Origin of the sequence: Pseudooceanicola atlanticus (assembly GCF_000768315.1) — a bacterium.
Classification (GTDB): domain Bacteria; phylum Pseudomonadota; class Alphaproteobacteria; order Rhodobacterales; family Rhodobacteraceae; genus Pseudooceanicola; species Pseudooceanicola atlanticus.
In genome coordinates this window covers 441,340-463,234 of sequence record NZ_AQQX01000004.1, presented here as the reverse complement: position 1 = coordinate 463,234, position 21,895 = coordinate 441,340, and the positions used below count along the sequence as shown (strand labels likewise).

The window sequence follows — 21,895 nt, the reverse complement described above, 5'->3', positions numbered from 1 at the left end:
TTCGACACGGCGCGGTATTCTGACGACATGAGCAGTTTCGATGATCAAGACGCCTTTGAAGGCGCCGCTTTGTCGGCGCGCGCCATGGCCGCGCGCCCCACGCCGTACCTGGACGATCTGAACCCGGCCCAGCGGGAAGCCGTGGAGGCGCTGGACGGGCCGGTGCTGATGCTGGCGGGCGCGGGCACGGGCAAGACCAAGGCGCTGACATCGCGCATCGTGCACCTGCTGAACACCGGCCGGGCGCGTCCGAATGAAATTCTCAGCGTGACCTTCACCAACAAGGCCGCGAAAGAGATGAAGACCCGCGTTGGCAAGATGCTGGGTCAGTCGATCGAGGGCATGCCCTGGCTGGGCACGTTCCATGCGATCTGCGTGAAATTGTTGCGCCGCCACGCGGAGCTGGTAGATCTGAAGTCGAACTTCACGATTCTCGATACGGACGACCAGATCCGGCTGCTGAAACAGCTGATCAACGCCAACAATATCGACGAAAAGCGCTGGCCCGCGCGGCAACTGGCCGGGATCATCGACCATTGGAAGAACCGGGCCTGGACGCCGGAAAAGGTGCCCTCGGCCGAGGCGTCCGCCTATAACAACCGCGGGACCGAACTCTACGACCAGTACCAGGCGCGGCTGAGAGAGCTGAATGCAGTGGATTTCGGCGACCTGCTGCTGCATGTCGTGACGATCTTCCAGACCCACGAGGACGTGCTGGCGCAGTATCAGCGCTGGTTCAAGTATATCCTCGTCGACGAATACCAGGATACCAACGTCGCCCAGTACCTGTGGCTGCGGCTGCTGGCGGGCGGGCACAAGAACATCTGCTGCGTGGGCGATGACGACCAGTCGATCTATGGCTGGCGCGGCGCCGAGGTGGGCAACATCCTGCGGTTCGAAAAGGATTTTCCGGGGGCCAAGGTGGTCCGGCTGGAACAGAATTACCGCTCGACCGAACATATCCTGGCCGCGGCCGGCGGCGTGATCCGCGGCAATGAGGGCCGGCTGGGCAAGGAGCTGTGGACCGAGGCGACGGGCGGCGAGAAGGTTCGCCTGATCGGCCATTGGGATGGCGAGGAAGAGGCCCGCTGGATCGGCGAGGAAATCGAGGCGATGCAGGGCGGCACCCGCGGGATGCGCGCGTTTTCGGCCGATGACATGGCGATCCTCGTCCGCGCCTCGCACCAGATGCGCGCCTTCGAGGACCGGTTCCTTACCATCGGGCTGCCCTATCGCGTGATCGGCGGCCCGCGCTTCTACGAGCGGATGGAGATTCGCGATGCCATGGCCTATTTCCGGCTGGTCGTGTCGCCCGCCGATGACCTGGCCTTCGAGCGCATCGTGAACACACCCAAGCGGGGGCTCGGCGACAAGGCGCAGCAAAAGATCCAGATGACCGCGCGGGCCAATGGCGTGAACCTGATCGAGGGCGCGCGAATCCTGCTGACCGAAGGCGGGATCACCGGCAAGGGCGCGGGGCAGCTGCGCGCGCTGGTCGAAAACCTGGATCGCTGGGGCAAGATGACCGGCCATGCGGATGTCAGCCATATCGAACTGGCCGAGATGGTGCTGGACGAAAGCGGCTACACGGCGATGTGGCAGAATGACAAGACGCCCGAAGCGCCCGGACGGCTGGAGAACCTCAAGGAGCTCGTGAAAGCGCTTGAGAACTTTGACAATCTCCAGGGCTTTCTGGAACACGTCTCTCTCATCATGGACAACGAGACCGACGATGGCGGTGCGAAAGTGTCAATCATGACGCTGCATGCGGCCAAGGGGCTGGAATTCCCGGTGGTCTTCCTGCCGGGCTGGGAGGACGGCTTGTTCCCCTCGCAACGCTCCATGGACGAGAGCGGGCTGAAGGGGCTCGAGGAAGAGCGCCGCCTGGCCTATGTCGGCATCACCCGGGCCGAGGAGGTCTGCACGATCTCCTTTGCGGGCAACCGTCGGGTCTTTGGCCAGTGGCAATCGCAACTGCCCTCGCGCTTCATCGATGAATTGCCAGAGGAACACGTCGAGGTGCTGACGCCCCCCGGCCTCTATGGCGGCGGGTTCGGCGCGGCGGCGCAGGTGGAATCGACGATCCACCAGCGCGCGGCCGATGCGAATGTCTACAATTCGCCGGGCTGGAAACGGATGCAGGCCCGCGCGGGTCAGCGCCCGGTCAGCCAGCCGCGCGAAGCGCGCAACCAGGTGATCGACCTGGATGCGGTCAGCCGCTACACGGTGGGCGACCGTGTCTTCCACCAGAAATTCGGCTACGGCGCGATCACGGCGATCGAGGGCGACAAGCTGGACGTGGATTTCGAAAAGGCCGGCCCCAAGAAGGTCGTCGCCAAGTTCGTCATGTCGAGCGAAGACATCCCCTTCTGAGCGCACCCCCCTGTTTCATCTTGCCGGAAATACTCCGGGGTAGACGTCAAAGCGCAGCTTTGGCGGCAGGGGCAGAGCCCCTATTGCGCGGCACCGAACAGGCGTGACGCAACAGGTACTGCGCCGTCATCACAGGCGTGACGCAACAGGTACTGCGCCGTCATCCAGAATTTCAGGGGGGCTGAAAAGAAGAAACGGCGACGCCAGGGAGGAGGAGAGGCGCCGCCGTTCATTTCACGATGGCCCAGGGAGGAGGAGAGGGCCACCGATCTGGTTGTGCAGTACCGGCGACCCCAGGGAGGAGGAGAGGGGCCGCCGGACTTGCTATCATCGACCCAGGGAGGAGGAGAGGGCCGATGCATTCTTTGCGGAGCGTCTTACCCGGCTCCGGGGATAAGGTGCGACGACATCAGGGAGGAGGAGAGATGCCGTCGCTGTTTTCGACCGGTCCAGGGAGGAGGAGAGGACCGTCCGAACTCTGAATTACATGCTCCGGTAGGCTTCTTCGTAAGCCAGGGAGCGGATCATGGAGCGGTGCAGGCCCAGGTCGCGCAGTTCGCGGTCCGAGAGGGCGGAAAGTTCTGCAACGCACTTGCGGTAGGCCGCGTATTGCGTGAAGCGTTCCTCAAGGCGGTTCACCATGCGGGTGAAGAAACCGGGGTTCACGATTGCAGCGCTACGGGTGTCGGCCATCATTGCCATTTGTCTTGCCTTTCGAATGTGCCGTTTGGACCGGATTGCCCTTGCGGCGTCTTGTTGAGTTAGAAATTACCCTTTTTCTGCGCTCGCACAATGCCCAATGCCGCAACGCAGCTATGCGCTAGTTGCATATGCCAACCACCCACAAAAAACTCAGCAAAAACAGTGGTTCGAATAAATTTTATGGTTAAAATTTGTGCATGTTGCAGGTGCAGAAAGTCAGGGTGACGCCACGTCTTTTGCGGGTGTTGCGTTGGTGGCATCCCGGGCGCTGCCCAGATAGAAGGGGCGAAAGACCGATCAGGAGGCCCGAAATGCCCGTAGATAAAGACGCAATCCGCGACGCGCTGCGTCGTTTGCAACTGCCGGATGGCGGCGACCCGATCAGCCGGGATTTCATCCGCGCGCTGAGTGTCGATGGCGGCACCGTGCGCTTCGTCATCGAGGCGCCCTCGGCCGAGATGGCGCGCCAGATGAGCGGCATGCAGGCCGCGGCCGAGGCGATCGTGCGCGACCTGCCTGGCGTCGAAACCGTGTCGAGCGTTCTGACCGCCCACGAGGCCGCGCCGAAACAGCAAAGCGCGCCGCAGCTGAAGGTGGGCGGACATCCGACACCGCAGGCCGGCCCGACCAAGCCCGCCGGTGTGGATCGCATCCTGGCCGTCGCTTCGGGCAAGGGCGGGGTGGGCAAATCCACCGTGTCGGCCAACCTGGCGGTGGCGCTGGCCAAGGCCGGGCGCAAGGTGGGGCTGCTGGATGCCGATATATATGGTCCCTCGCAGCCGCGGATGATGGGCGCCAAGGGCAAGCCCGCATCGCCCGATGGCAAGATCATCGAACCGCTGCACGCCCATGGCGTCACGATGATGTCCATCGGTTTCATGGTGGAAGAGGACAAGGCCGTGGTCTGGCGCGGTCCGATGCTGATGGGCGCGCTGCAACAGATGCTGGGGCAGGTGAACTGGGGCGATCTGGATGTGCTGATCGTCGACCTGCCGCCGGGGACGGGCGATGTGCAGCTGACCCTGTGCCAGCGGTCCGAACTGACCGGCGCGCTGGTCGTCTCGACCCCGCAGGACGTGGCGCTGCTGGATGCGCGCAAGGCGATCGACATGTTTGCGACGCTCAAGACCCCGGTTCTGGGCCTGATCGAGAACATGTCCACCTATGTCTGTCCCAATTGCGGGCACGAGGCGCATATCTTCGGCCATGGCGGCGTCGCGGCGGAGGCCGACAAGATGGGCGTGCCGCTGCTGGCGCAATTGCCGCTGGACCTCGACACCCGGCTGGCGGGCGATGAGGGCACGCCGATTGCCGTGGGCGACAGCCCCATGGCCGAGGCCTATGCCCGGCTGGCAGAGGGCCTTGTCCGTGGCGGCATGGCCTGAACTGCGCGCGCCGAGGGATAGCGAATGGGCGGCGCTGTCGGCGCTGTGCCTGCGATCCAAGGCGCATTGGGGCTATGACCCCGACTTCATAGAGGCCTGCCGGGCGGAGCTGACGATCACGCCCGGCCAGGTCGCCGCCTGGTCCATCATCGTGGCGGGGCCGGCTGACGGCCCTGCCAGCGGATTGGCCCAGATCTCGATCGAGGGGGATCGGGTCTGGCTGGAAAAGCTGTTCGTCGATCCGGGTGCCATGGGGCGTGGGATCGGACGGGCGCTGTTCACCTGGGCCATCGATGCGGCGCGGGAGCGTGGTGGCCGGGTGCTGGTCATCGAGGCCGATCCGCAGGCTGTTCTCTTCTATCAGAGGCTGGGCGCGGTGCCGGTGGGTCAGGCGCCCTCCGCCTCGATCCCCGGCCGGGCGCTGCCGGTTCTTCACTACAGCTTGTGATGCGCATTCGCCCTGACGGGTGGGATGGGATGGGTTGGGATGGACCCGGGCCTGCCGCTGGGATCGATTGGTCCGGGCAGGGTGTTGCATCCACGACTCGGCGGAATCCTGAACAAATCAAGCGGTCTCGACCCCGTGATTCGAGTGTGATTGATGGAAATCGCAGGGTTTCAGCACCGGGATCCACCCCGGAATGCTGGTGAAAACACCGGTGGGTGAAACTTTTTTGGATGGAGTGGGATTGATTGGGCTGACCTGCCGAACGTCTATATCTTGTGTTTAGTTTCGTATGAATGTGGATATAAGCGGCATTTTGCCAAATATCATGAAATCCTTAACGGCCATTTGCCTGTGGATAAGCCTGTGAGCCAAGGGTTTCGGGCAGATTTTATCTTGCGTCCCATCCAAACCCATGCCATCCATAATGCATCAGATGAGACGGGATCACGGGGCACCCAAGACCCCATAAAAACCCAAGGCAGTGATCATACAGGCACCCGCTTTCATCGAACCAAGAGATCCGGCGCGCGGGCGAGCAGACATCCCCCCAGGTGGCGCGTGCAGTCGGACATACCCGGAGACGGGACGAGGGCGGCGGATAGGGCAGTGGCAGCAGCTCCTATCCGCCGTTTTCCGTTTCAGGGTCGGGACAATGTAATCCGGGGGGAATGAGGCAAGGGCACCCAGGTGGACCACATCAAGCGGTTCCAGGACAGTCACGACTTCAAGGTGGACAGCAAGTTCCGCCTGTCGATTCCTGGTGACTTCCGCAAGGTGCTGGAGACCCAGGATCCGGAATGGACGCCCGAGTCGAAAACCACCCGCATGGTTCTGCTCTATGGCCCCAAGCTTGACGGCTACGTCGAGGGCTACTCCGTTGAAACAATTTCCGAAATCCAGGAGCCGCTGACCCGGCGCCGGTTGAAGGACCCGAAGGTGAAGGCGGCGTTCAGCCACTTTGTTCACCATGCCACCACCGTGACCGTCGACGAAACGGGCCGCATCGTGGTGCCGCAGAAGATCCGCGACAAGCTGGGCCTGGGCAAGGACGAGATGGTCACCTTCCTGGGCAACCTGAAGAACTTCCAGCTGTGGAAGCGCGAAGATTACGTCAGCGAAGGCGAGGACGAAGATTTCGACTTCGATCCCGACGAGTTCGTCGACGACCTGTTGCATGGGCCGGATGCCGACCCGGCCCCGGCCGCGGAGTAAGCCATGACCGGGAGCGCCCATCACCCGGACGCGCCGCACATCCCCGTCCTGCTGCGCCCCTTGCTGCGCGCGGTGGCGCCGGTCACCGGAACCTGGCTGGACGGCACCTTCGGGGCAGGCGGCTATGCCAAGGGATTGCTTGAGGCGGGCGCCGACAAGGTCATCGGCATCGACCGCGATCCGCTGGCGCTGGAAATGGCGCAGGGCTGGGCGGGCGAATACGCGGAAAAGTTGCAAATCCATCAGGGGAACTTCGCAGATCTCGACGAGATCGCCGGCGAAATGTTGGATGGAATCGTGCTGGATTTGGGCGTGTCGTCCATGCAGCTGGACCTGGCAGAGCGCGGATTCAGCTTCATGAAGGACGGCCCGCTGGACATGCGGATGAGCCAGGACGGGCCGACCGCCGCCGATCTGGTGAACGGCATGGCCGAGGGCGACTTGGCCGACATCCTTTATCTGTATGGCGAAGAGCGGGCAAGCCGCCGGATCGCGCGTGCCATCGTCAAGGCGCGGGCCATCGAGCCGATCACGACGACCCTGCGCCTGACCGAGATCGTCGAGGGCTGCCTGCCGCGCCCCAAGCCGGGCCAGTCGCATCCGGCGACGCGGTCCTTCCAGGCGCTGCGGATCGCGGTGAACGACGAATATGGCGCACTCGCCGAAGGGTTGATGGCCGCGGAACGCGCGCTGAAGCCCGGCGGCGCGCTGGCCGTGGTCACCTTCCATTCGGTCGAGGACCGCATGGTCAAACGCTTCTTCCAGCACCGGTCGGGCGGAATGGGGCGCGCGAACCGCTATGCGCCGCAGGCCGAAGAGGATGCGCCGCGCTTTACCCTGGCCAGCCGCAAGGCGACGGGGCCGGACGCGGATGAACTGGACGTGAACCCGCGCTCACGCTCGGCGCTGCTGCGGGTCGGGCGCCGGACCGAGGCCCCGGCGGGAACGATCGAACGAAAGGCATTGGGCATGCCGGTATTCCAGGGGAAACTGCCATGAGAACGCTGCTGTACATCCTGTCCTTCGCCGCCCTCATCGGGCTGGGATTCTGGGCCTACCAGGAGAATTACAAGACCAAGCAGGTCGCCGACGAAGCCGAGCGGCTGCAGATGGAAATCGGCCAGGCGCGCGCCCGGCTGGCGGTGCTGCGGGCCGAATGGGCCTATCTGAACCGCCCCGATCGCCTGCGCGAACTGGCAGAGCTGAACTTCGTGCCGCTGGGTCTGCTGCCGCTGGGGCCCGAGCAATTCGGCAAGGCGAACCAGGTGGATTACCCCGCGTCGCAATCCCTGCCGGAGCTTGAGCTGAACAACCCCGTCGACGTGTCGACCCTGGCCGCAGAGGAGGCCGCGGAATGACCGGCCCGTCGCTTCGCATCCCGCTGCGCCCGCTGGCGCGTATCCTGGAAGCCCGCGAGAACGGGGAAAACCCCGACGCGATCGAACGCGAGAACCTGCGCCTGCGCCACGAGGAGATGCGGGACAAGGCGCGCATCCGGGCCGAAGGGCGGATCTTCGTGCTGGGCGCGGTCTTTGCGCTGGCCTTCGGCGCGGTCGGTGTGAAGATGGGCATGGTCGCCAGTTCGGAACCGGCAGAGCCGCGGACCTCGCTGGCCGGGGCCTCCATCGTGGCGCAGCGCGGCGATATCCTGGATCGCAAGGGCCGCATCCTGGCGACGAACCTGGAAACCTATTCGCTCTATGCGCATCCCCAGCAGATGGTGGAGCCGGAACGCGCGGCGCAGGAACTGGTCGCGATCTTTCCCGACATGGATCTTGAGCGTCTGACCAAGGATTTCACCGGCAAGCGGCGCTTCGTCTGGATCCGGCGCAAGATCAGCCCGGAACAGCGCCAGGCCGTACATGATATCGGCGAGCCGGGCCTGCTGTTCGGCCCGCGCGAGATGCGGCTTTATCCCAACGGGGCACTGGCGGCGCATATCCTGGGCGGGGCTGGCTACGGCGAGGAAGGCGTGCACGCGGCCGAGATCAAGGGCAGCGCCGGCATCGAGAAGATGTTCGACGAATACCTGACCGATCCGGCCAATGGCGGGCGGCCGCTGAACCTGTCCATCGACCTGACGGTGCAGGCGGCGACCGAACAGGTGTTGAACGGCGGCATGCGGCTGATGAACGCCAAGGGCGCGGCGGCGATCCTGATGGATGCCCAGAACGGCGAGGTGCTGAGCCTCGTGTCGCTGCCCGATTTCGATCCGAACGACCGGCCCGCGCCCCCGACCGAAGGGCATCCCGACGACAGCCCGTTGTTCAATCGGGCGGTGCAGGGGGTCTACGAGCTGGGCTCGACCTTCAAGATCTTCACCGCCGCACAGGCGCTGGACATGGGGGTGGTCAATCCAGAGACCGTTCTGGACACCCGCGGCCCGATCCGCTGGGGCAAGCACAGCATCCGCGATTTCCACGATTACGGCTCAGAGATGAGCGTGACGGAGATCATCGTCGAAAGCTCCAACATCGGGACGGCGCGGATGTCGCAGATGATCGGGGCGGAGCGGCAGAAGGATTTCCTGTCCAGGCTGGGCCTGCTGGAGGCGACCCCGCTCGAGATCATCGAGGCGGCGGGCGGCAAGCCCCTGTACCAGGACAATTGGTCGGAACTGACGACGATGACAGTGTCCTTCGGGCACGGGATTTCGGTCAGCCCGCTGCACCTGGCGGCGGCCTATGCGACCATCGCCAATGACGGCAAGCTGGTGCGCCCGACGCTGCTGCGCAATGCGGCGCAGCAATCGCAGGCGGCCTCGGCCCCGCAGGTGATGTCGGCCAAGGCGGCGCAGCAATCGCAGGACTTGCTGCGCAAGGTGGTGACCGACGGCACCGCGTCCTTTGCGCGGATCGAGCATTACCAGGTGGCTGGCAAGACCGGTACGGCGGACAAGCCGAAGCCGATGGGCGGCTACTACAAGGACAAGACGATCAGCACCTTCGCGTCGATGTTCCCGGCCTCGGACCCGCGCTACGTGCTGGTGGTGACGCTGGACGAGGCGGTGGAGACCTCGGGGTCCGAGCCGCGTCGCACGGCGGGCTGGACCGCGGTGCCGGTCGCGGCCGAGCTGATCACCCGCGTCGCGCCGCTATTGGGGCTGCGGCCCGAGATTGCACCTGCCCCCCTCGCTGATATAACGCTCACATCGCAATAAGCCGGAAAGGCGGGGGTGATGGTGGCAGAGACAGGGCGGACGCAGACTTTGGGCCAGCTGGGCCTGTCTGCCAAGGCAGGACGGGACGTCACGATCACGGGACTCGCCGTCGACAGCCGGGAGGTGCGCGACGGTTACCTGTTCGCCGCGATGCCCGGCACGCGGGTCCATGGGGCCGAATTCATCACATATGCGCTGCGGCAGGGGGCCTCGGCCATCCTGACCGACGCAGAGGGCGCGCGGATCGCCGCCGAGGAGCTGGAGGCCAGCGACGCCGCCCTGGTGATCGCCGAGGATCCGCGCCAGGCGCTGGCTTATACCGCTTCGCTCTGGTTCGGGCGCCAGCCGCCGGTGATGGCGGCGGTGACCGGCACGAACGGCAAGACCTCGGTCGCGACCTTCCTGCGCCAGATCTGGCTGATGACGGGCCGCGACGCGGTGAATATCGGCACCACGGGCGTCGAGGGCAGCGTGTCGCTGCCGCTGATGCATACCACGCCCGAACCGATCACCCTGCACCGCACCCTGGCGCAGCTGTCGGACGACGCGGTGACCCATGCGGCGATGGAGGCCTCGTCCCACGGGCTGGCCCAGCGGCGGCTGGACGGGGTGGTTCTCAAGGTCGGGGCTTTTACCAACCTGACCCAGGACCACCTGGATTACCATCATGATTTCGAAGAATATTTTCACGCCAAGGCGGGGCTCTTCACCCGTGTCCTGCCGCCCGATGCGGCGGCGGTGATCAATATCGACGGGATGCGCGGGGCCGAAATGGCCGAGATCGCGGCGGATCGTGGTCTGGACGTGCTGACCGTGGGTAGCGGCGAGGATGCGGAGTTGCAGATCCTGGGTCGTCGCTTCGACGCGGACAGCCAGACGATCCGCTTTACCTTCGACGGCGAGGTGCACCAGGCCAAGCTGGACCTGATCGGCGGCTTCCAGGCGGAAAACGTGCTGGTCGCGGCCGGCATGGCGATCCTGTCGGGCGAGGACCCGGACGAGGTCTTTGCCGTGCTGCCCTCGCTGATGACGGTGCATGGCCGGATGGAACTGGCCGCGAAGCGGACCAATGGCGCGGCGGTCTTCGTCGATTACTCGCACACGCCCGACGCGGTTTCGACGGCGCTGAAGGCGCTGCGGCCGCATGTGATGGGCCGGCTGGTCTGCGTCGTGGGCGCGGGCGGCGATCGTGACCGTACCAAGCGCCCGCTGATGGGGCAGGCGGCGGCGGAATATGCCGACCTGGTCTTCGTCACCGACGACAACCCGCGCAGCGAGGACCCGGCGGCCATTCGTCAGGCCGTTCTGCTTGGCGCGCCCGAGGCGACCGAGGTCGCCGACCGGGCCGAGGCGATCCTGCGGGCGGTCGATGCGCTTGGCCCCGGTGATGCGCTGCTGATCGCGGGCAAGGGGCACGAAACGGGCCAGATCGTCGGCGACACGGTCTTTCCCTTCGACGATTGCGAACAGGCCAGCGTGGCGGTTGCGGCCCTTGACGGGCGCCTGACATGACGCTCTGGACCGCAGACGAGGCCGCCCGCGCCACCGGCGGTGAAGCGCGGGGCAACTGGTCCGTCACCGGCGTGTCCATCGACACCCGCACGATTGCCCCGGGCGATTTGTTCGTCGCGCTGTCGGCGGCGCGCGACGGGCATGATTTCGTGGCGCAGGCGCTGGAAAAGGGCGCAGGTGCGGCGCTGGTCAGCCGCGTGCCCGAGGGCGTTGCGCCGGATGCGCCGCTGCTGATCGTGCCGGATGTCCTGCGCGGGCTGGAGGCCCTGGGCCGGGCGGCGCGCGCGCGGATGAACGGCAAGGTCGTGGGCGTCACCGGGTCAGTCGGCAAGACCTCGACAAAGGAAATGCTGCGTGTCGTGCTGGGTGGCCAGCGCCGGGTGCATTGCGCCGAGGCGTCCTACAACAACCATTGGGGCGTGCCGCTGACCCTGGCGCGGATGCCGCGCGAGACCGAGATCGCGGTGATCGAGATCGGGATGAACCACCCCGGCGAGATCGCGCCGCTGTCGCGCCTGGCGCGGCCGCATGTGGGCATGATCACCACCGTCGGCACCGCGCATCTCGAGGCTTTCGACAATATCGAAGGGATCGCGCGGGAAAAGGCCAGCATCTTTGCCGGGCTGATGCCCGATGGCTGGGCGGTCATCAATGGCGACCTCGACACCACGCCGATCCTGCGCAGCGCCGCCAAGGAGGCCGGGGCGCGCGTCCTGACCTTCGGCGAGGCCCGGAGCAACCATCACCGGCTGATGTCGGTCCAGATCGTCGATGACACCACGGTGGCCGAGGCGCGGATCTGGCGCGCGTCGGCGTTGTTCAAGGTCGGCGCCGCGGGGCGGCATTATGCGCTGAACGCGCTTGGCGTGCTGGCGGTCGTGCAGGCGCTAGGCCTGGACCGGGCGATGGCCTGTGCCGACCTGGCCCGCTGGGTGCCTCCTGCGGGGCGGGGCATGCGCGAACGGCTGTTGCTGGACCCGCTGGACGAGGCGATGAGTTTCGAGCTGATCGACGACGCGTTCAACGCCAACCCGGTGTCGATGGCGGCCTCGCTGGAGGTCATCGCGGCGGCGCGGCCGCGCGACAATCTGGGGCGTCACAAGCACGGACGCCGCGTCGCGGTGCTGGGCGAGATGCTGGAACTGGGCCCGGAAGAGTTGCAGATGCATGCCGGGCTGGCCGATCTGCCCGCCATCGACAAGCTGGATGTCGTCCATTGCGTGGGCGAACGGATGAAGGTGCTGTACGAGGCGCTTCCGGCGGAAAAACGGGGCCGGTTCGCGCTGAAGGCAAAGGATCTGGTCAAGGCGGCGGGACGCCTGGCCGATGCCGGCGATGTCGTGCTGGTCAAGGGCTCCAAGGGGTCGAAGGTGAGCGAGGTTGTTGACGCCTTGCGTAAATTGGGCCATCCCGCGCCAGATTCATAGAGGCTTGGGCCGAGGAGAACGCTAGATGTTGTATTGGTTGACTGCCCTGTCCGATGGCGGCGACGTCTTCAACCTGTTCAGATACATCACGTTTCGGGCCGGCGGCGCCTTCATGACCGCGCTGATCTTCGGATTCATTTTCGGCCAGCCCCTGATCAACGTGCTGCGGCGGACGCAAGGTAAAGGCCAGCCGATCCGCGATGACGGCCCCGAGGGGCATATCGTCAAGGCCGGGACGCCGACCATGGGCGGGCTGCTGATCGTCGGGGCGCTTGTGACCTCGACGCTGCTTTGGGCGCGGCTGGACAACGGCTATGTCTGGGTGGTGCTGTTCGTGACCCTGGCCTTCGGGCTGATCGGCTTTGCCGACGATTACGCCAAGGTCTCAAAGCAGAACGTGGCCGGTGTGCCGGGCAAGGTGCGCATGGGTCTGGGCCTGGTGATCGCGGCGATCGCGGGGTACTGGGCCACGGCGCTGCACCCGGACGATCTGCAATTCCGGCTGGCGCTGCCGGTCTTCAAGGACGTGCTGCTGAATTTCGGCATCTTCTTCCTGCCCTTTGCCATGTTCGTGATCGTGGGCGCGGCCAATGCGGTGAACCTGACCGACGGGCTGGATGGGCTGGCGATCATGCCGGTGATGATCGCCGCCGGGGCGCTTGGCATCATCGCCTACACGGTGGGCCGCACCGACTTTACCGAATATCTGGGCCTGCATTATGTGCCGGGCACGGGTGAGATCATCATCTTCGTGGCGGGGCTGATCGGCGGGGGGCTGGGCTTCCTGTGGTACAACGCGCCGCCCGCGGCCGTCTTCATGGGCGATACCGGGTCGCTGGCGCTTGGCGGGGCGATCGGGGCGATCGCGGTGGCCACCAAGCACGAGATCGTGCTGGGCATCGTCGGCGGCATCTTCGTGGTCGAGGCGCTGTCGGTGATCATCCAGGTGCTCTACTTCAAGCGGACGGGCAAGCGGGTCTTCCTGATGGCCCCGATTCATCACCATTACGAGAAGAAGGGCTGGGCCGAGCCGACCATCGTGATCCGGTTCTGGATCATCTCTCTGATCCTGGCGCTGATCGGGCTGGCGACGCTGAAACTGCGCTGAAACGAGCGTGGCGCTGGTTGCAGCGTCGCGACGCGGGGGGATTTTGCATCCCCCCGCACCCCCCTGCAGAGTATTTCTGGCAAGATGAAGGGGGGCGGTAGGACCTGCGGCCCGCGGGCCGCCAAGCTGGAGGCCGTGGCATGATCCCGGTGAAAGGTGTCGAAGGACAGAAGGTGGCAGTGCTGGGGCTGGGCCGGTCGGGCCTGGTGGCGGCGCGCGCCCTGCGGGCGGGCGGTGCGGTGCCCGTGTGCTGGGACGACAACCCCGCCGCGCGTGAGGCGGCGGATGCCGAGGGCTTCGCCGTGGTGGACCTGGCCCGCGCCCGTGCCTTCGAAGGGGTGGCGGCGCTGATCGTCAGCCCGGGGATCCCGCATCTTTATCCGCAGCCGAACCCGGTCGTGGCGGCCGCGCTGGAGGAAGGGATCCCGGTCGACAACGATATCGGGCTGTTCTTCCGGTCGGTCGCGACGCAGGACTGGCACAATTACGAGGTCGAGCCGCGGGTCGTGGCGGTGACCGGGTCGAACGGGAAATCCACCACCTCGGCGCTGATCCATCACATCCTGGTCGAAGCGGGGCGCGAGGCGCAGTTGGCCGGGAATATCGGGCGCGGCGTGCTGGATATCGACCCGCCCGAGGATGGCGGCGTCGTGGTGCTGGAATTGTCGAGCTACCAGACCGACCTGGCGCGGGCGCTGACGCCGGATGTGGCGGTTTTCACCAATCTCAGCCCCGATCACCTGGATCGTCATGCCGGATTGGGCGGGTATTTCGCGGCCAAGCGGCGGCTGTTTGCCGAGGGCGGGCCGGATCGCGCGGTGATCGGCGTGGACGAGGCCGAGGGGCTTTACCTGGCGAACCAGCTGGGCGAGGCGCCGGGCGATGACCGGGTGATCCGGGTGTCTGTCGGGCGCAAGCTGACGGGGGCGGGCTGGCTGGTCTATGCCCGCAAGGGGTTCCTGACCGAATGGCGCAAGGCCAAGCAGGTCGGGTCGATCGACCTGCGCCAGATCAAGGGCCTGCCGGGGGAGCATAACCACCAGAATGCCTGCGCCGCCTATGCGGCTTGTCGCAGCCTGGGCCTGGCGCCGCGGGTGATCGAGAAGGCGCTGCATTCCTTTGCCGGCCTGCCGCATCGCAGCCAGCTGATCGCGGAGCGGGACGGCGTGCGCTACGTCAACGATTCCAAGGCGACCAACGTGGATGCGGCGGCCAAGGCGCTTGGGGCGTTCGATCGGATCCGCTGGATCTGCGGCGGGCTGGAGAAGGAGGGCGGGCTGGACGCCCTGCTGCCCGCGACCGCGTCGGTGGCCAAGGCCTATGTGATCGGACGGGAAGCGGCGCAATTCGCGGTGCAGCTGCGCGGCGTCGAGACCGAGGTCTGCACCGACATGGCCCGTGCCGTGGAGCGCGCCGTGGCCGAGGCGGAGCCGGGCGAGACCGTCCTGCTGGCCCCGGCGGCGGCATCGTTCGACCAGTATGACAGCTTCGAGAAGCGGGGCGATGATTTCGCGGCCTGCGTGCGGGCGCAGCTGGGGGCCTGAGCGCTCAGGCGGCGCGCAGGGCCTGCGCCGCCGCCATGGCCGAGGCCCAGGCCCATTGGAAATTGTACCCGCCCAGCCAGCCGGTGACGTCGACGCATTCGCCGATGAAATAGAGCCCCGGCCGGGTCTTGGATTCCATCGTCGCGCTGGAGAGCCCGTCTGTGGACACGCCGCCCAGCGTGACCTCGGCCGTGCGATAGCCCTCGGTGCCTTGCGGCAGGGGCTGCCAGTCGTGCAGGCGGGCGGCGACCTGGTGCAGCACCGCATCCGAACAATCCGCGAGGTTGCCGGGCAGGGCGAGATCGGCCGCGATGGCATCGGCCAGGCGGGCGGGGAGGAGCGTGGCCAGCACCCGGGACAGGCTGCGGCGACCGGCCTCGGACCGGGCGGATTTCAGTGCGGCGAAGGCGTCGGTCCTGGGCAGCAGGTCGAGATGCACCGGCTCGCCTTCATGCCAGTAGGAGCTGATCTGAAGGATCGACGGGCCGGAGAGGCCCCGGTGGGTGAACAGCAGCGCCTCGTCGAAGCTGGGGCCGTTTGCGGCCCGGGCGCGGGCGGGCACGGCGACGCCCGACAGGGGCGCGAATTGCTTGTCCGGGAAGGTGAACGGGACCAGCGCGGGGCGGATGTCGGTCAGGTGGTGGCCGAACTGGCGGGCAATGTCGTAGGCCAGCCCCGTCGCGCCCATCTTGGGGATCGACTTGCCGCCCGTCGCCACGACCAGCGAGCGGGCCGTGGCCTGAACCTGGCGCCCGTCATGGTCCAGCGAAACATGGTAGCGGCTGCCGTCGTGACGGACCTCGCGGATGGCGCAGCGCAGGCGCAGCTCTGCCCCGGCCTGCGCGATCATGTCGAGCAGCATCGCAACGATCTGCTTGGCGCTGTCGTCGCAGAATAGCTGGCCCAGGGTCTTTTCGTGCCAGGCGATGCCGTGTTCGGACACCAGCGAGACGAAATCCCATGGGGTGTAGCGGGCGAGGGCGGATTTGGCGAAATGCGGGTTTTCCGACAGGAAGTTGGCGGGTTCGCAGCCGGTATTGGTGAAATTGCAGCGCCCGCCGCCGGAGATGCGGATTTTCTCGCCGGCCGCGCGGGCGTGATCGACGACCAGCGCCCGGCCGCCGCAATGGGCAGCGCACATCAGGCCTGCCGCACCGGCGCCCAGGATGATCGTGTCGAATTGCATGACAGGGCCATGCCCGAAACCGGGGCGCAGCGCAATCGGGCGGTGTCGGGCGCAAACCGGCGCTTTCCCTGCACGTCATGACGCCGATTGGCGTATTCTGACTGGCCCTGAGCGGCAAATTTCGCTAAACTAAGGCATTAGATCCCGAAAAACGGGACAGGACAGAGGCAGAAGGCGGCAGTCCAATGACAGAAATGGTGTACGGCACGCTCCCCTTGCGGGACGGTGAGCCGATTCTTCCCAAATGGTGGCGGACCATCGACCGGTGGTCCCTGACAACCGTGCTGATCCTGTTCGGGATCGGCCTGCTGCTGGGCCTTGCGGCTTCGCCCCCGCTGGCCGAGCGGGTGGGCTATCCGCCGTTCCATTTCGTGACCCGTCAGGCGGTGTTCGGGATACTGGCCATGGCGGCGATGGTCGTGACCTCGGTGATGTCGCCGCAACTGGTGCGCCGCCTTGCGGTGATGGCCTTTGCGGTGTCCTTCGTGGCGCTGATCCTGCTGCCGATCTTCGGGTCGGATTTCGGCAAGGGCGCGACGCGGTGGTATTCGCTGGGCTTTGCCTCGCTGCAGCCGTCGGAATTCCTCAAGCCGCTCTTTGTGGTCGTGGCCGCCTGGATGCTAGCCGCCGCGCAGGAGCTGAACGGACCGCCGGGGCGGCTGTGGTCCTTCCTGCTGATGACGGTGATCGTCTTCTTCCTCGCCATGCAGCCGGATTTCGGCCAGGCGGCGCTGGTCCTGTTCGGCTGGGGCGTGATGTATTTCGTGGCCGGTGCGCCGCTGACCCTGCTGATCGGCATGGCGGGCGCAGTCGTGGCCGTGGGCGTTTTTGCCTACAACAATTCGCAGCACTTCGCGCGCCGGATCGACGGGTTCCTCAACCCCGAAATCGATCCGACCACCCAGATCGGCTATGCCACCAACGCGATCCGCGAAGGCGGGCTGTTCGGCGTCGGTGTCGGCCAGGGCGAGGTGAAGATGTCACTGCCCGATGCCCATACCGATTTCATCATCGCCGTCGCGGCCGAGGAATACGGGTTGGCGCTGGTCCTGCTGATCATCCTGCTTTACGCCGGGCTGGTCTTGCGGTCCTTCCTGCGCCTGACCCGCGAACGCGATCCGTTCATCCGGCTGGCCGGGATCGGCCTCGTCTCGACGATCGGCGTGCAGGCGATGATCAACCTCGGCGTGGCCGTGCGGCTGCTGCCGGCCAAGGGCATGACGCTGCCCTTCATTTCCTATGGCGGGTCCTCGGTGATCGCGTCGGGCATTGCCGTGGGCATGCTGCTGGCCTTCACCCGCACCCGTCCGCAAGGCGAGATCGGTGATCTTCTGGCGGCGGGGCGCAAGAGATGAACCTGAACGCACCGCTGCTCGTCATAGCCGCCGGTGGCACCGGCGGGCACATGTTCCCCGCGCAGGCGCTGGCCGAAACGATGCTGGCCCGCGGCTGGCGGGTCAAGCTGTCGACCGATGCGCGGGGCGCGCGCTATACCGGGGGCTTCCCCCCGGCGGTCGAGATCGAGGTCCATGCCTCCGCCACCTTCGCGCGCGGTGGCGCGGCGGCCAAGCTGCTGGTGCCGTTCCGTATCGTCGGCGGTACGCTGGCCTCGTGCTGGCGGATGCTGCGCGACCGGCCCGACGTGGTTGTTGGCTTCGGCGGTTACCCGGCGATCCCGGCGATGGCGGCGGCCACGATCCTGCGCAAGCCGCGGATGATCCACGAACAGAACGGCGTGCTGGGGCGTGTGAACCAGCTGTTTGCCAAGCGTGTGGACCGCGTGGCCTGTGGCACTTGGCCCACCGAACTGCCCGAGGGCGTCGATGGCCACCACACCGGCAACCCGGTGCGCGCGGCGATCCATGAACGCGCGGGCGCGGGATATATCGCGCCGGGCGACTACCCGATGTCGATCCTCGTCATGGGTGGGTCGCAGGGCGCACGGATCCTGTCGGATGTCGTACCCCCGGCGATTGCCGAGCTGCCGTCCGAAATCCTGCGCCATATCCGCGTCAGCCACCAGGCCCGCGAGGAAGACGTGGAGCGGGTTGCGGGCTTCTATTCCGAACAGGGCATCGACGCCGATGTCGAACCGTTCTTCCATGACGTGCCCAAGCGGATGAGCGAGGCCCAGCTGGTCATCGCCCGGTCCGGTGCGTCCACGGTGGCGGATCTGACGGTGATCGGGCGGCCCTCGATCCTGGTGCCGCTTGCGGCGGCGATCCGGGACGAACAGACCGCCAATGCCCGTGGCCTGGTCGAGGCCGGTGCCGCGATCCTGATGCCGGAAAGCCAGTTCCACGTGCAAACCCTTGCCGAGCAGATCCACGGGGTCTTGTCGAACCCCCAGGGGGCAGAGCAAATGGCCCGCGCAGCGCTGTCCGTGGGGCGGCCCGATGCGGCCCAGGACCTGGCCGGTATGGTCCAGGTGCTTGCCGAACAAGGGAAAACCGGCGGGGACGCGCCGCAGGAATGAAATACGAGGGGCGAATCGACGTGAATGCTGCAACCAAACTTCCCGGCGATGTCGGGCCGATCCACTTTGTCGGTATCGGCGGCATCGGCATGTCGGGCATTGCCGAGGTGCTGCTGAACCATGGCTACGTGGTGCAGGGGTCCGACCTGAAACGCTCCAAGATCACCGACCGCCTGCAGGACCTTGGCGCGCTGATCTTCGAGGGCCAGGCGGCCGAGAACCTGGCCGAGGCCGAGGTCGTCGTGATCTCGTCGGCGATCAAGCCCGGCAACCCGGAACTGGACGAGGCCCGCCGCCGTGGTCTGCCCGTCGTGCGCCGCGCCGAGATGCTGGCTGAACTGATGCGGCTGAAGTCTAACATCGCGATTGCGGGCACCCACGGCAAGACCACCACGACCACCATGATGGCCGAGGTCATGGTCGCGGGCGGCTTCGATCCGACGGTCATCAATGGCGGGATCATCCATGCCTATGGCTCGAACGCGCGGATGGGCGAGGGCGAGTGGATGGTGGTGGAGGCCGACGAGAGCGACGGCACCTTCAACCGGCTGCCCGCCACCATCGCGATCGTCACCAATATCGACCCCGAGCACATGGATCACTGGGGCGATTTCGACACGCTGCGTCAGGGCTTCCTGGATTTCGTGTCCAACATTCCCTTCTACGGGCTGGCCGTCTGCTGCACCGATCATCCGGAGGTTCAGGCACTGGTCGGCAAGATCACCGACCGCCGCGTGACGACCTATGGTTTCAACGCCCAGGCCGACATTCGCGCGGTGAACCTGACCTACAAGGCCGGCGTCGCGCATTTCGATATCCTGTTGCAGGCCGAAGGCGAAAAGATCGAGGGTTGCACCCTGCCGATGCCCGGCGATCACAACGTGTCGAACGCCCTGTCCGCCGTTGCCGTGGCCCGGCATCTGGGCATGAAGCGCGAGGAAATCCGCAAGGCCCTGGCCGAGTTCGGCGGGGTCAATCGCCGCTTTACCAAGGTGGGCGAGGCGAACGGCGTCACGGTGATCGACGATTACGGCCATCACCCGGTGGAAATCGCCGCCGTGCTGCGCGCCGCGCGCCAGGCCAGCGAAGGCCGCGTCATCGCCGTGCACCAGCCGCACCGCTACACGCGCCTGCATTCGCTCTTTGACGATTTCTGCGCTTGTTTCAACGATGCCGATGTCGTCGCCATCGCCGAGGTCTATGCCGCGGGCGAAGACCCGATCCCAGGTGCCTCGCGCGATGATCTGGTGTCCGGACTGATCGCCCATGGCCACCGCCATGCCCGCGCCATCAGCACCGAGGACGACCTGGAGGCGCTGGTGCGCGAACAGGCGCAACCCGGCGACATGGTGGTCTGCCTCGGGGCCGGGACGATCTCGGCCTGGGCCAACAACCTGCCCAAGCGCCTGTCGAAATGAGGGATGGGCGCGCAACGGCCCCCTCGGGCATCGCCTTGGGGCCGGTCCGCGCGCCGTCTGTGGTTTTTCCACTGAGCCGGGGCGCAGCATGAGTGCGGCGCTGATCCTCGGGTGCCTCTGGGTGCTGGCGGCGGCCGTCACCGCGATGCTGCCGATGCGCCGCCAATACGTGCCGGGCATCACCCTGCTGATCGCCGCACCGCTGCTGATCGCCTTCATCTGGTACCAGCATGGCTGGGTCGCGGGTCTTCCGGCGCTGCTGGCCTTCCTGTCGATGTTCCGCAACCCGTTGAAATACTTCTGGGCGCGGCTGAACGGCGCCCCGAAATGGCGGCCGGAGGACGGGGAATGACCCTGTCGCTGGTCCTGGCCTGTCTCTGGGCCATCGTCGCCAACGTTGTCGCGATGATGCCGTCGAAGGACAATCACTGGCGCTTCGCCTACGCGATGATCGCGCTTGGCCTGCCCTTGCTGGCTTGGGTCTGGGTGCAGAACGGGCCGTGGATCGCCTTGATCGTGCTGGTCGCGGGGATGTGGGTCCTGCGCTGGCCGGTGCGGTACGGCGCGCAATGGATCGGCGAACAGGTCCTGCGAATATTCGCCAGCCGCGGATGACGCCACCGGGCATGATGTCGATCAATGTCGCCTTGGATGTGGGGCGCTAGGCAGGGCCTATCCCTCTCGCCGACACCCGGAAGGCTGACCCCATGCCCGACACCCTGAAACGCCGCATCGGCCCCGCGCTTCTGACCGCCTATGGCATAGGTGTCATGGTCGGCGCCGGTATCTATGTGCTGGTCGGGGCCGTGGCCGCACAGGCCGGGATCTATGCCCCGCTGGCCTTCGTAGTGGCGGGGGTGATCGCTGCGCCGACGGCGCTGTCCTATGCCGAGTTTTCGACCCGCCTGCCCGAAGCGGCGGGAGAGGCCGCCTACGTCGCCGAAGGGCTGCGCCGCCCCTGGCTGGCCACGCTGATCGGGCTGGCCATCGTGGCCGCCGGGACGGTGTCAGCGGCCGCGGTGCTGCGGGGCGGGGTGGGGTATCTTCGGCTGATCCTCGACATCCCGGCAGAGGCCGCGATCATCGTGATCGGCGCCGCGCTGGTGGCCGTGGCCATCGCCGGCGTGCTGGAAAGCCTGGCGCTGGCGGGGCTGTTCACCCTGATCGAGGTCGCGGGGCTGGGCCTTGTCGTCTGGGCCGGGTTCCAGGCGCCGCCGGTGCCCGAGCTTGCCGCCCCGCCGCCGCTGGTGCCGATGATGCCTGCCATCCTGACCGGTGCGGCGCTGGCCTTTTTCGCCTTCATCGGGTTCGAGGACATCGTGAACATGGCCGAAGAGGTGCAGGACCCGTCGCGCACCCTGCCGCGCGCGATCCTGATCTCGCTCGCCGTGACCTCGGTCCTGTATGCCATCGTGGCCTTTGCGGCGGTCCGGACCGTGCCGCTGGACCAACTGGCGCAAAGCGAACGGCCGCTGGCGCTGGTCTGGCAGGCCGGGCAGGGGGGCGAGGCGCGGTTCCTGTCGGGCATCGCGCTGATCGCGGCGCTGAACGGCGTGCTGGCGCAGATCGTCATGGCGGCGCGGGTGCTGTTCGGGCTGGGCGCGCGCAATGCCTGGCTCGCCGGCTTCCACCATGCCCATCCCCGGCTTGGCACGCCGCTGCGGGCCTCGATCCTTGTCGGGCTGGCGGTGATCGCCGGGGCGCTGGTGCTGCCCGTTGCCACGCTGGCGGGGATCACGTCATCGGTGCTGCTGGCGGTCTTCGTGGTGGTGAACCTGGTGCTGATCCTGCTGAAACGCCGCGCGCCCGAGGCCCCGTTCCGCGTGCCGATGGCGGTGCCGGTGGTCGGGCTGATCCTGTCGCTGGGCGCGCTGAGCCTGACCCTCGCAGGGGGCTGAGCGCAGGGCATCGCTGGACCTTGGCCGCGCCGGTTGCTATCCCGGC

Annotated in this window: 19 protein-coding genes; 17 read left to right on the top strand and 2 right to left on the bottom strand. The window is 66.5% G+C overall.

The window, feature by feature from the left end; genetic code table 11:
* Positions 1–27: 27 nt before the first annotated feature.
* Positions 28–2,373, top strand: coding sequence for an ATP-dependent helicase (locus ATO9_RS13250; RefSeq protein WP_043749872.1), 2,346 nt, complete (start codon positions 28–30; stop codon positions 2,371–2,373).
* A 483-nt stretch (positions 2,374–2,856) separates the two neighbouring features.
* Here ATO9_RS13250 and ATO9_RS13245 read toward each other — a convergent pair whose 3' ends face one another.
* On the bottom strand, positions 2,857–3,075 hold the full coding sequence (locus ATO9_RS13245; protein WP_043749630.1) for a DUF1127 domain-containing protein: 219 nt from the start codon (positions 3,073–3,075) through the stop codon (positions 2,857–2,859).
* A gap of 311 nt (positions 3,076–3,386) precedes the next feature.
* Between ATO9_RS13245 and ATO9_RS13240 the strand changes: the two genes are divergently transcribed.
* From ATO9_RS13240 to murD, 10 genes are all read left to right on the top strand, one after another.
* Positions 3,387–4,460 carry an Mrp/NBP35 family ATP-binding protein gene (locus ATO9_RS13240; RefSeq protein ID WP_043749627.1) on the top strand — a complete coding sequence of 358 codons (1,074 nt, stop codon included), beginning with the start codon at positions 3,387–3,389 and terminating at the stop codon, positions 4,458–4,460.
* Complete coding sequence (locus ATO9_RS13235) at positions 4,444–4,908, top strand: GNAT family N-acetyltransferase (protein WP_202902140.1); 465 nt, start codon at positions 4,444–4,446, stop codon at positions 4,906–4,908. The genes ATO9_RS13240 and ATO9_RS13235 overlap by 17 nt, the downstream gene beginning before the upstream one ends.
* Before the next feature lie 687 nt (positions 4,909–5,595).
* Positions 5,596–6,120, top strand: coding sequence for a division/cell wall cluster transcriptional repressor MraZ (locus ATO9_RS13230; protein WP_052418297.1), 525 nt, complete (start codon positions 5,596–5,598; stop codon positions 6,118–6,120).
* Positions 6,121–6,123: 3 nt separating this feature from the next.
* A complete protein-coding gene (rsmH, locus tag ATO9_RS13225) occupies positions 6,124–7,119 on the top strand; it encodes a 16S rRNA (cytosine(1402)-N(4))-methyltransferase RsmH (RefSeq protein ID WP_043749624.1) in 996 nt (331 codons plus the stop codon).
* Entirely contained in the window at positions 7,116–7,478 is a 363-nt protein-coding gene (gene ftsL, locus ATO9_RS13220; RefSeq protein WP_043749623.1) for a cell division protein FtsL, read from the top strand. Before rsmH ends, ftsL begins: the two co-directional genes overlap by 4 nt.
* The gene (locus ATO9_RS13215) at positions 7,475–9,280 is read left to right on the top strand and encodes a peptidoglycan D,D-transpeptidase FtsI family protein (RefSeq protein ID WP_043749620.1); all 1,806 of its coding nucleotides are present in this window, start codon (positions 7,475–7,477) and stop codon (positions 9,278–9,280) included. The genes ftsL and ATO9_RS13215 overlap by 4 nt, the downstream gene beginning before the upstream one ends.
* 18 nt (positions 9,281–9,298) lie before the next feature.
* Positions 9,299–10,792 (top strand): UDP-N-acetylmuramoyl-L-alanyl-D-glutamate--2,6-diaminopimelate ligase, encoded by a 1,494-nt coding sequence (locus ATO9_RS13210; RefSeq protein ID WP_043749618.1) that lies wholly within the window; start codon positions 9,299–9,301, stop codon positions 10,790–10,792.
* Entirely contained in the window at positions 10,789–12,219 is a 1,431-nt protein-coding gene (locus ATO9_RS13205; RefSeq protein ID WP_043749616.1) for a UDP-N-acetylmuramoyl-tripeptide--D-alanyl-D-alanine ligase, read from the top strand. The genes ATO9_RS13210 and ATO9_RS13205 overlap by 4 nt, the downstream gene beginning before the upstream one ends.
* Before the next feature lie 25 nt (positions 12,220–12,244).
* The gene (gene mraY / locus ATO9_RS13200; protein ID WP_043749614.1) at positions 12,245–13,327 is read left to right on the top strand and encodes a phospho-N-acetylmuramoyl-pentapeptide-transferase; all 1,083 of its coding nucleotides are present in this window, start codon (positions 12,245–12,247) and stop codon (positions 13,325–13,327) included.
* A gap of 140 nt (positions 13,328–13,467) precedes the next feature.
* The gene (gene murD, locus ATO9_RS13195; protein ID WP_043749612.1) at positions 13,468–14,871 is read left to right on the top strand and encodes a UDP-N-acetylmuramoyl-L-alanine--D-glutamate ligase; all 1,404 of its coding nucleotides are present in this window, start codon (positions 13,468–13,470) and stop codon (positions 14,869–14,871) included.
* A 4-nt stretch (positions 14,872–14,875) separates the two neighbouring features.
* Here murD and ATO9_RS13190 read toward each other — a convergent pair whose 3' ends face one another.
* The gene (locus ATO9_RS13190) at positions 14,876–16,057 is read right to left on the bottom strand and encodes a BaiN/RdsA family NAD(P)/FAD-dependent oxidoreductase (RefSeq protein WP_043749609.1); all 1,182 of its coding nucleotides are present in this window, start codon (positions 16,055–16,057) and stop codon (positions 14,876–14,878) included.
* A 185-nt stretch (positions 16,058–16,242) separates the two neighbouring features.
* On the opposite strand from ATO9_RS13190, the gene ftsW reads away from it, so the two are divergent.
* From ftsW to ATO9_RS13160, 6 genes are all read left to right on the top strand, one after another.
* Entirely contained in the window at positions 16,243–17,412 is a 1,170-nt protein-coding gene (ftsW, locus tag ATO9_RS13185) for a putative lipid II flippase FtsW (RefSeq protein WP_043749608.1), read from the top strand.
* Complete coding sequence (locus tag ATO9_RS13180; protein ID WP_202902139.1) at positions 17,409–18,533, top strand: UDP-N-acetylglucosamine--N-acetylmuramyl-(pentapeptide) pyrophosphoryl-undecaprenol N-acetylglucosamine transferase; 1,125 nt, start codon at positions 17,409–17,411, stop codon at positions 18,531–18,533. Before ftsW ends, ATO9_RS13180 begins: the two co-directional genes overlap by 4 nt.
* Positions 18,534–18,553: 20 nt before the next feature.
* Positions 18,554–19,951 carry a UDP-N-acetylmuramate--L-alanine ligase gene (murC, locus tag ATO9_RS13175; protein ID WP_043749864.1) on the top strand — a complete coding sequence of 466 codons (1,398 nt, stop codon included), beginning with the start codon at positions 18,554–18,556 and terminating at the stop codon, positions 19,949–19,951.
* 88 nt (positions 19,952–20,039) lie between these two features.
* Positions 20,040–20,303 carry a DUF2484 family protein gene (locus ATO9_RS13170; protein WP_043749605.1) on the top strand — a complete coding sequence of 88 codons (264 nt, stop codon included), beginning with the start codon at positions 20,040–20,042 and terminating at the stop codon, positions 20,301–20,303.
* Positions 20,300–20,566 (top strand): DUF2484 family protein, encoded by a 267-nt coding sequence (locus tag ATO9_RS13165; RefSeq protein WP_043749604.1) that lies wholly within the window; start codon positions 20,300–20,302, stop codon positions 20,564–20,566. Before ATO9_RS13170 ends, ATO9_RS13165 begins: the two co-directional genes overlap by 4 nt.
* A gap of 92 nt (positions 20,567–20,658) precedes the next feature.
* Positions 20,659–21,849 carry an APC family permease gene (locus ATO9_RS13160; RefSeq protein WP_043749601.1) on the top strand — a complete coding sequence of 397 codons (1,191 nt, stop codon included), beginning with the start codon at positions 20,659–20,661 and terminating at the stop codon, positions 21,847–21,849.
* Positions 21,850–21,895: the final 46 nt, after the last annotated feature.

Coding starts and splice junctions, on each gene's coding strand:
- ATO9_RS13250 (WP_043749872.1), top strand. CDS start 28: ATGAGCAGTTTCGATGATCAAGACGCCTTTGAAGGCGCCGCTTTGTCG.
- ATO9_RS13245 (WP_043749630.1), bottom strand. CDS start 3,075: ATGGCAATGATGGCCGACACCCGTAGCGCTGCAATCGTGAACCCCGGT.
- ATO9_RS13240 (WP_043749627.1), top strand. CDS start 3,387: ATGCCCGTAGATAAAGACGCAATCCGCGACGCGCTGCGTCGTTTGCAA.
- rsmH (WP_043749624.1), top strand. CDS start 6,124: ATGACCGGGAGCGCCCATCACCCGGACGCGCCGCACATCCCCGTCCTG.
- ftsL (WP_043749623.1), top strand. CDS start 7,116: ATGAGAACGCTGCTGTACATCCTGTCCTTCGCCGCCCTCATCGGGCTG.
- ATO9_RS13215 (WP_043749620.1), top strand. CDS start 7,475: ATGACCGGCCCGTCGCTTCGCATCCCGCTGCGCCCGCTGGCGCGTATC.
- ATO9_RS13210 (WP_043749618.1), top strand. CDS start 9,299: ATGGTGGCAGAGACAGGGCGGACGCAGACTTTGGGCCAGCTGGGCCTG.
- ATO9_RS13205 (WP_043749616.1), top strand. CDS start 10,789: ATGACGCTCTGGACCGCAGACGAGGCCGCCCGCGCCACCGGCGGTGAA.
- mraY (WP_043749614.1), top strand. CDS start 12,245: ATGTTGTATTGGTTGACTGCCCTGTCCGATGGCGGCGACGTCTTCAAC.
- murD (WP_043749612.1), top strand. CDS start 13,468: ATGATCCCGGTGAAAGGTGTCGAAGGACAGAAGGTGGCAGTGCTGGGG.
- ATO9_RS13190 (WP_043749609.1), bottom strand. CDS start 16,057: ATGCAATTCGACACGATCATCCTGGGCGCCGGTGCGGCAGGCCTGATG.
- ftsW (WP_043749608.1), top strand. CDS start 16,243: ATGACAGAAATGGTGTACGGCACGCTCCCCTTGCGGGACGGTGAGCCG.
- ATO9_RS13180 (WP_202902139.1), top strand. CDS start 17,409: ATGAACCTGAACGCACCGCTGCTCGTCATAGCCGCCGGTGGCACCGGC.
- ATO9_RS13170 (WP_043749605.1), top strand. CDS start 20,040: ATGAGTGCGGCGCTGATCCTCGGGTGCCTCTGGGTGCTGGCGGCGGCC.
- ATO9_RS13165 (WP_043749604.1), top strand. CDS start 20,300: ATGACCCTGTCGCTGGTCCTGGCCTGTCTCTGGGCCATCGTCGCCAAC.
- ATO9_RS13160 (WP_043749601.1), top strand. CDS start 20,659: ATGCCCGACACCCTGAAACGCCGCATCGGCCCCGCGCTTCTGACCGCC.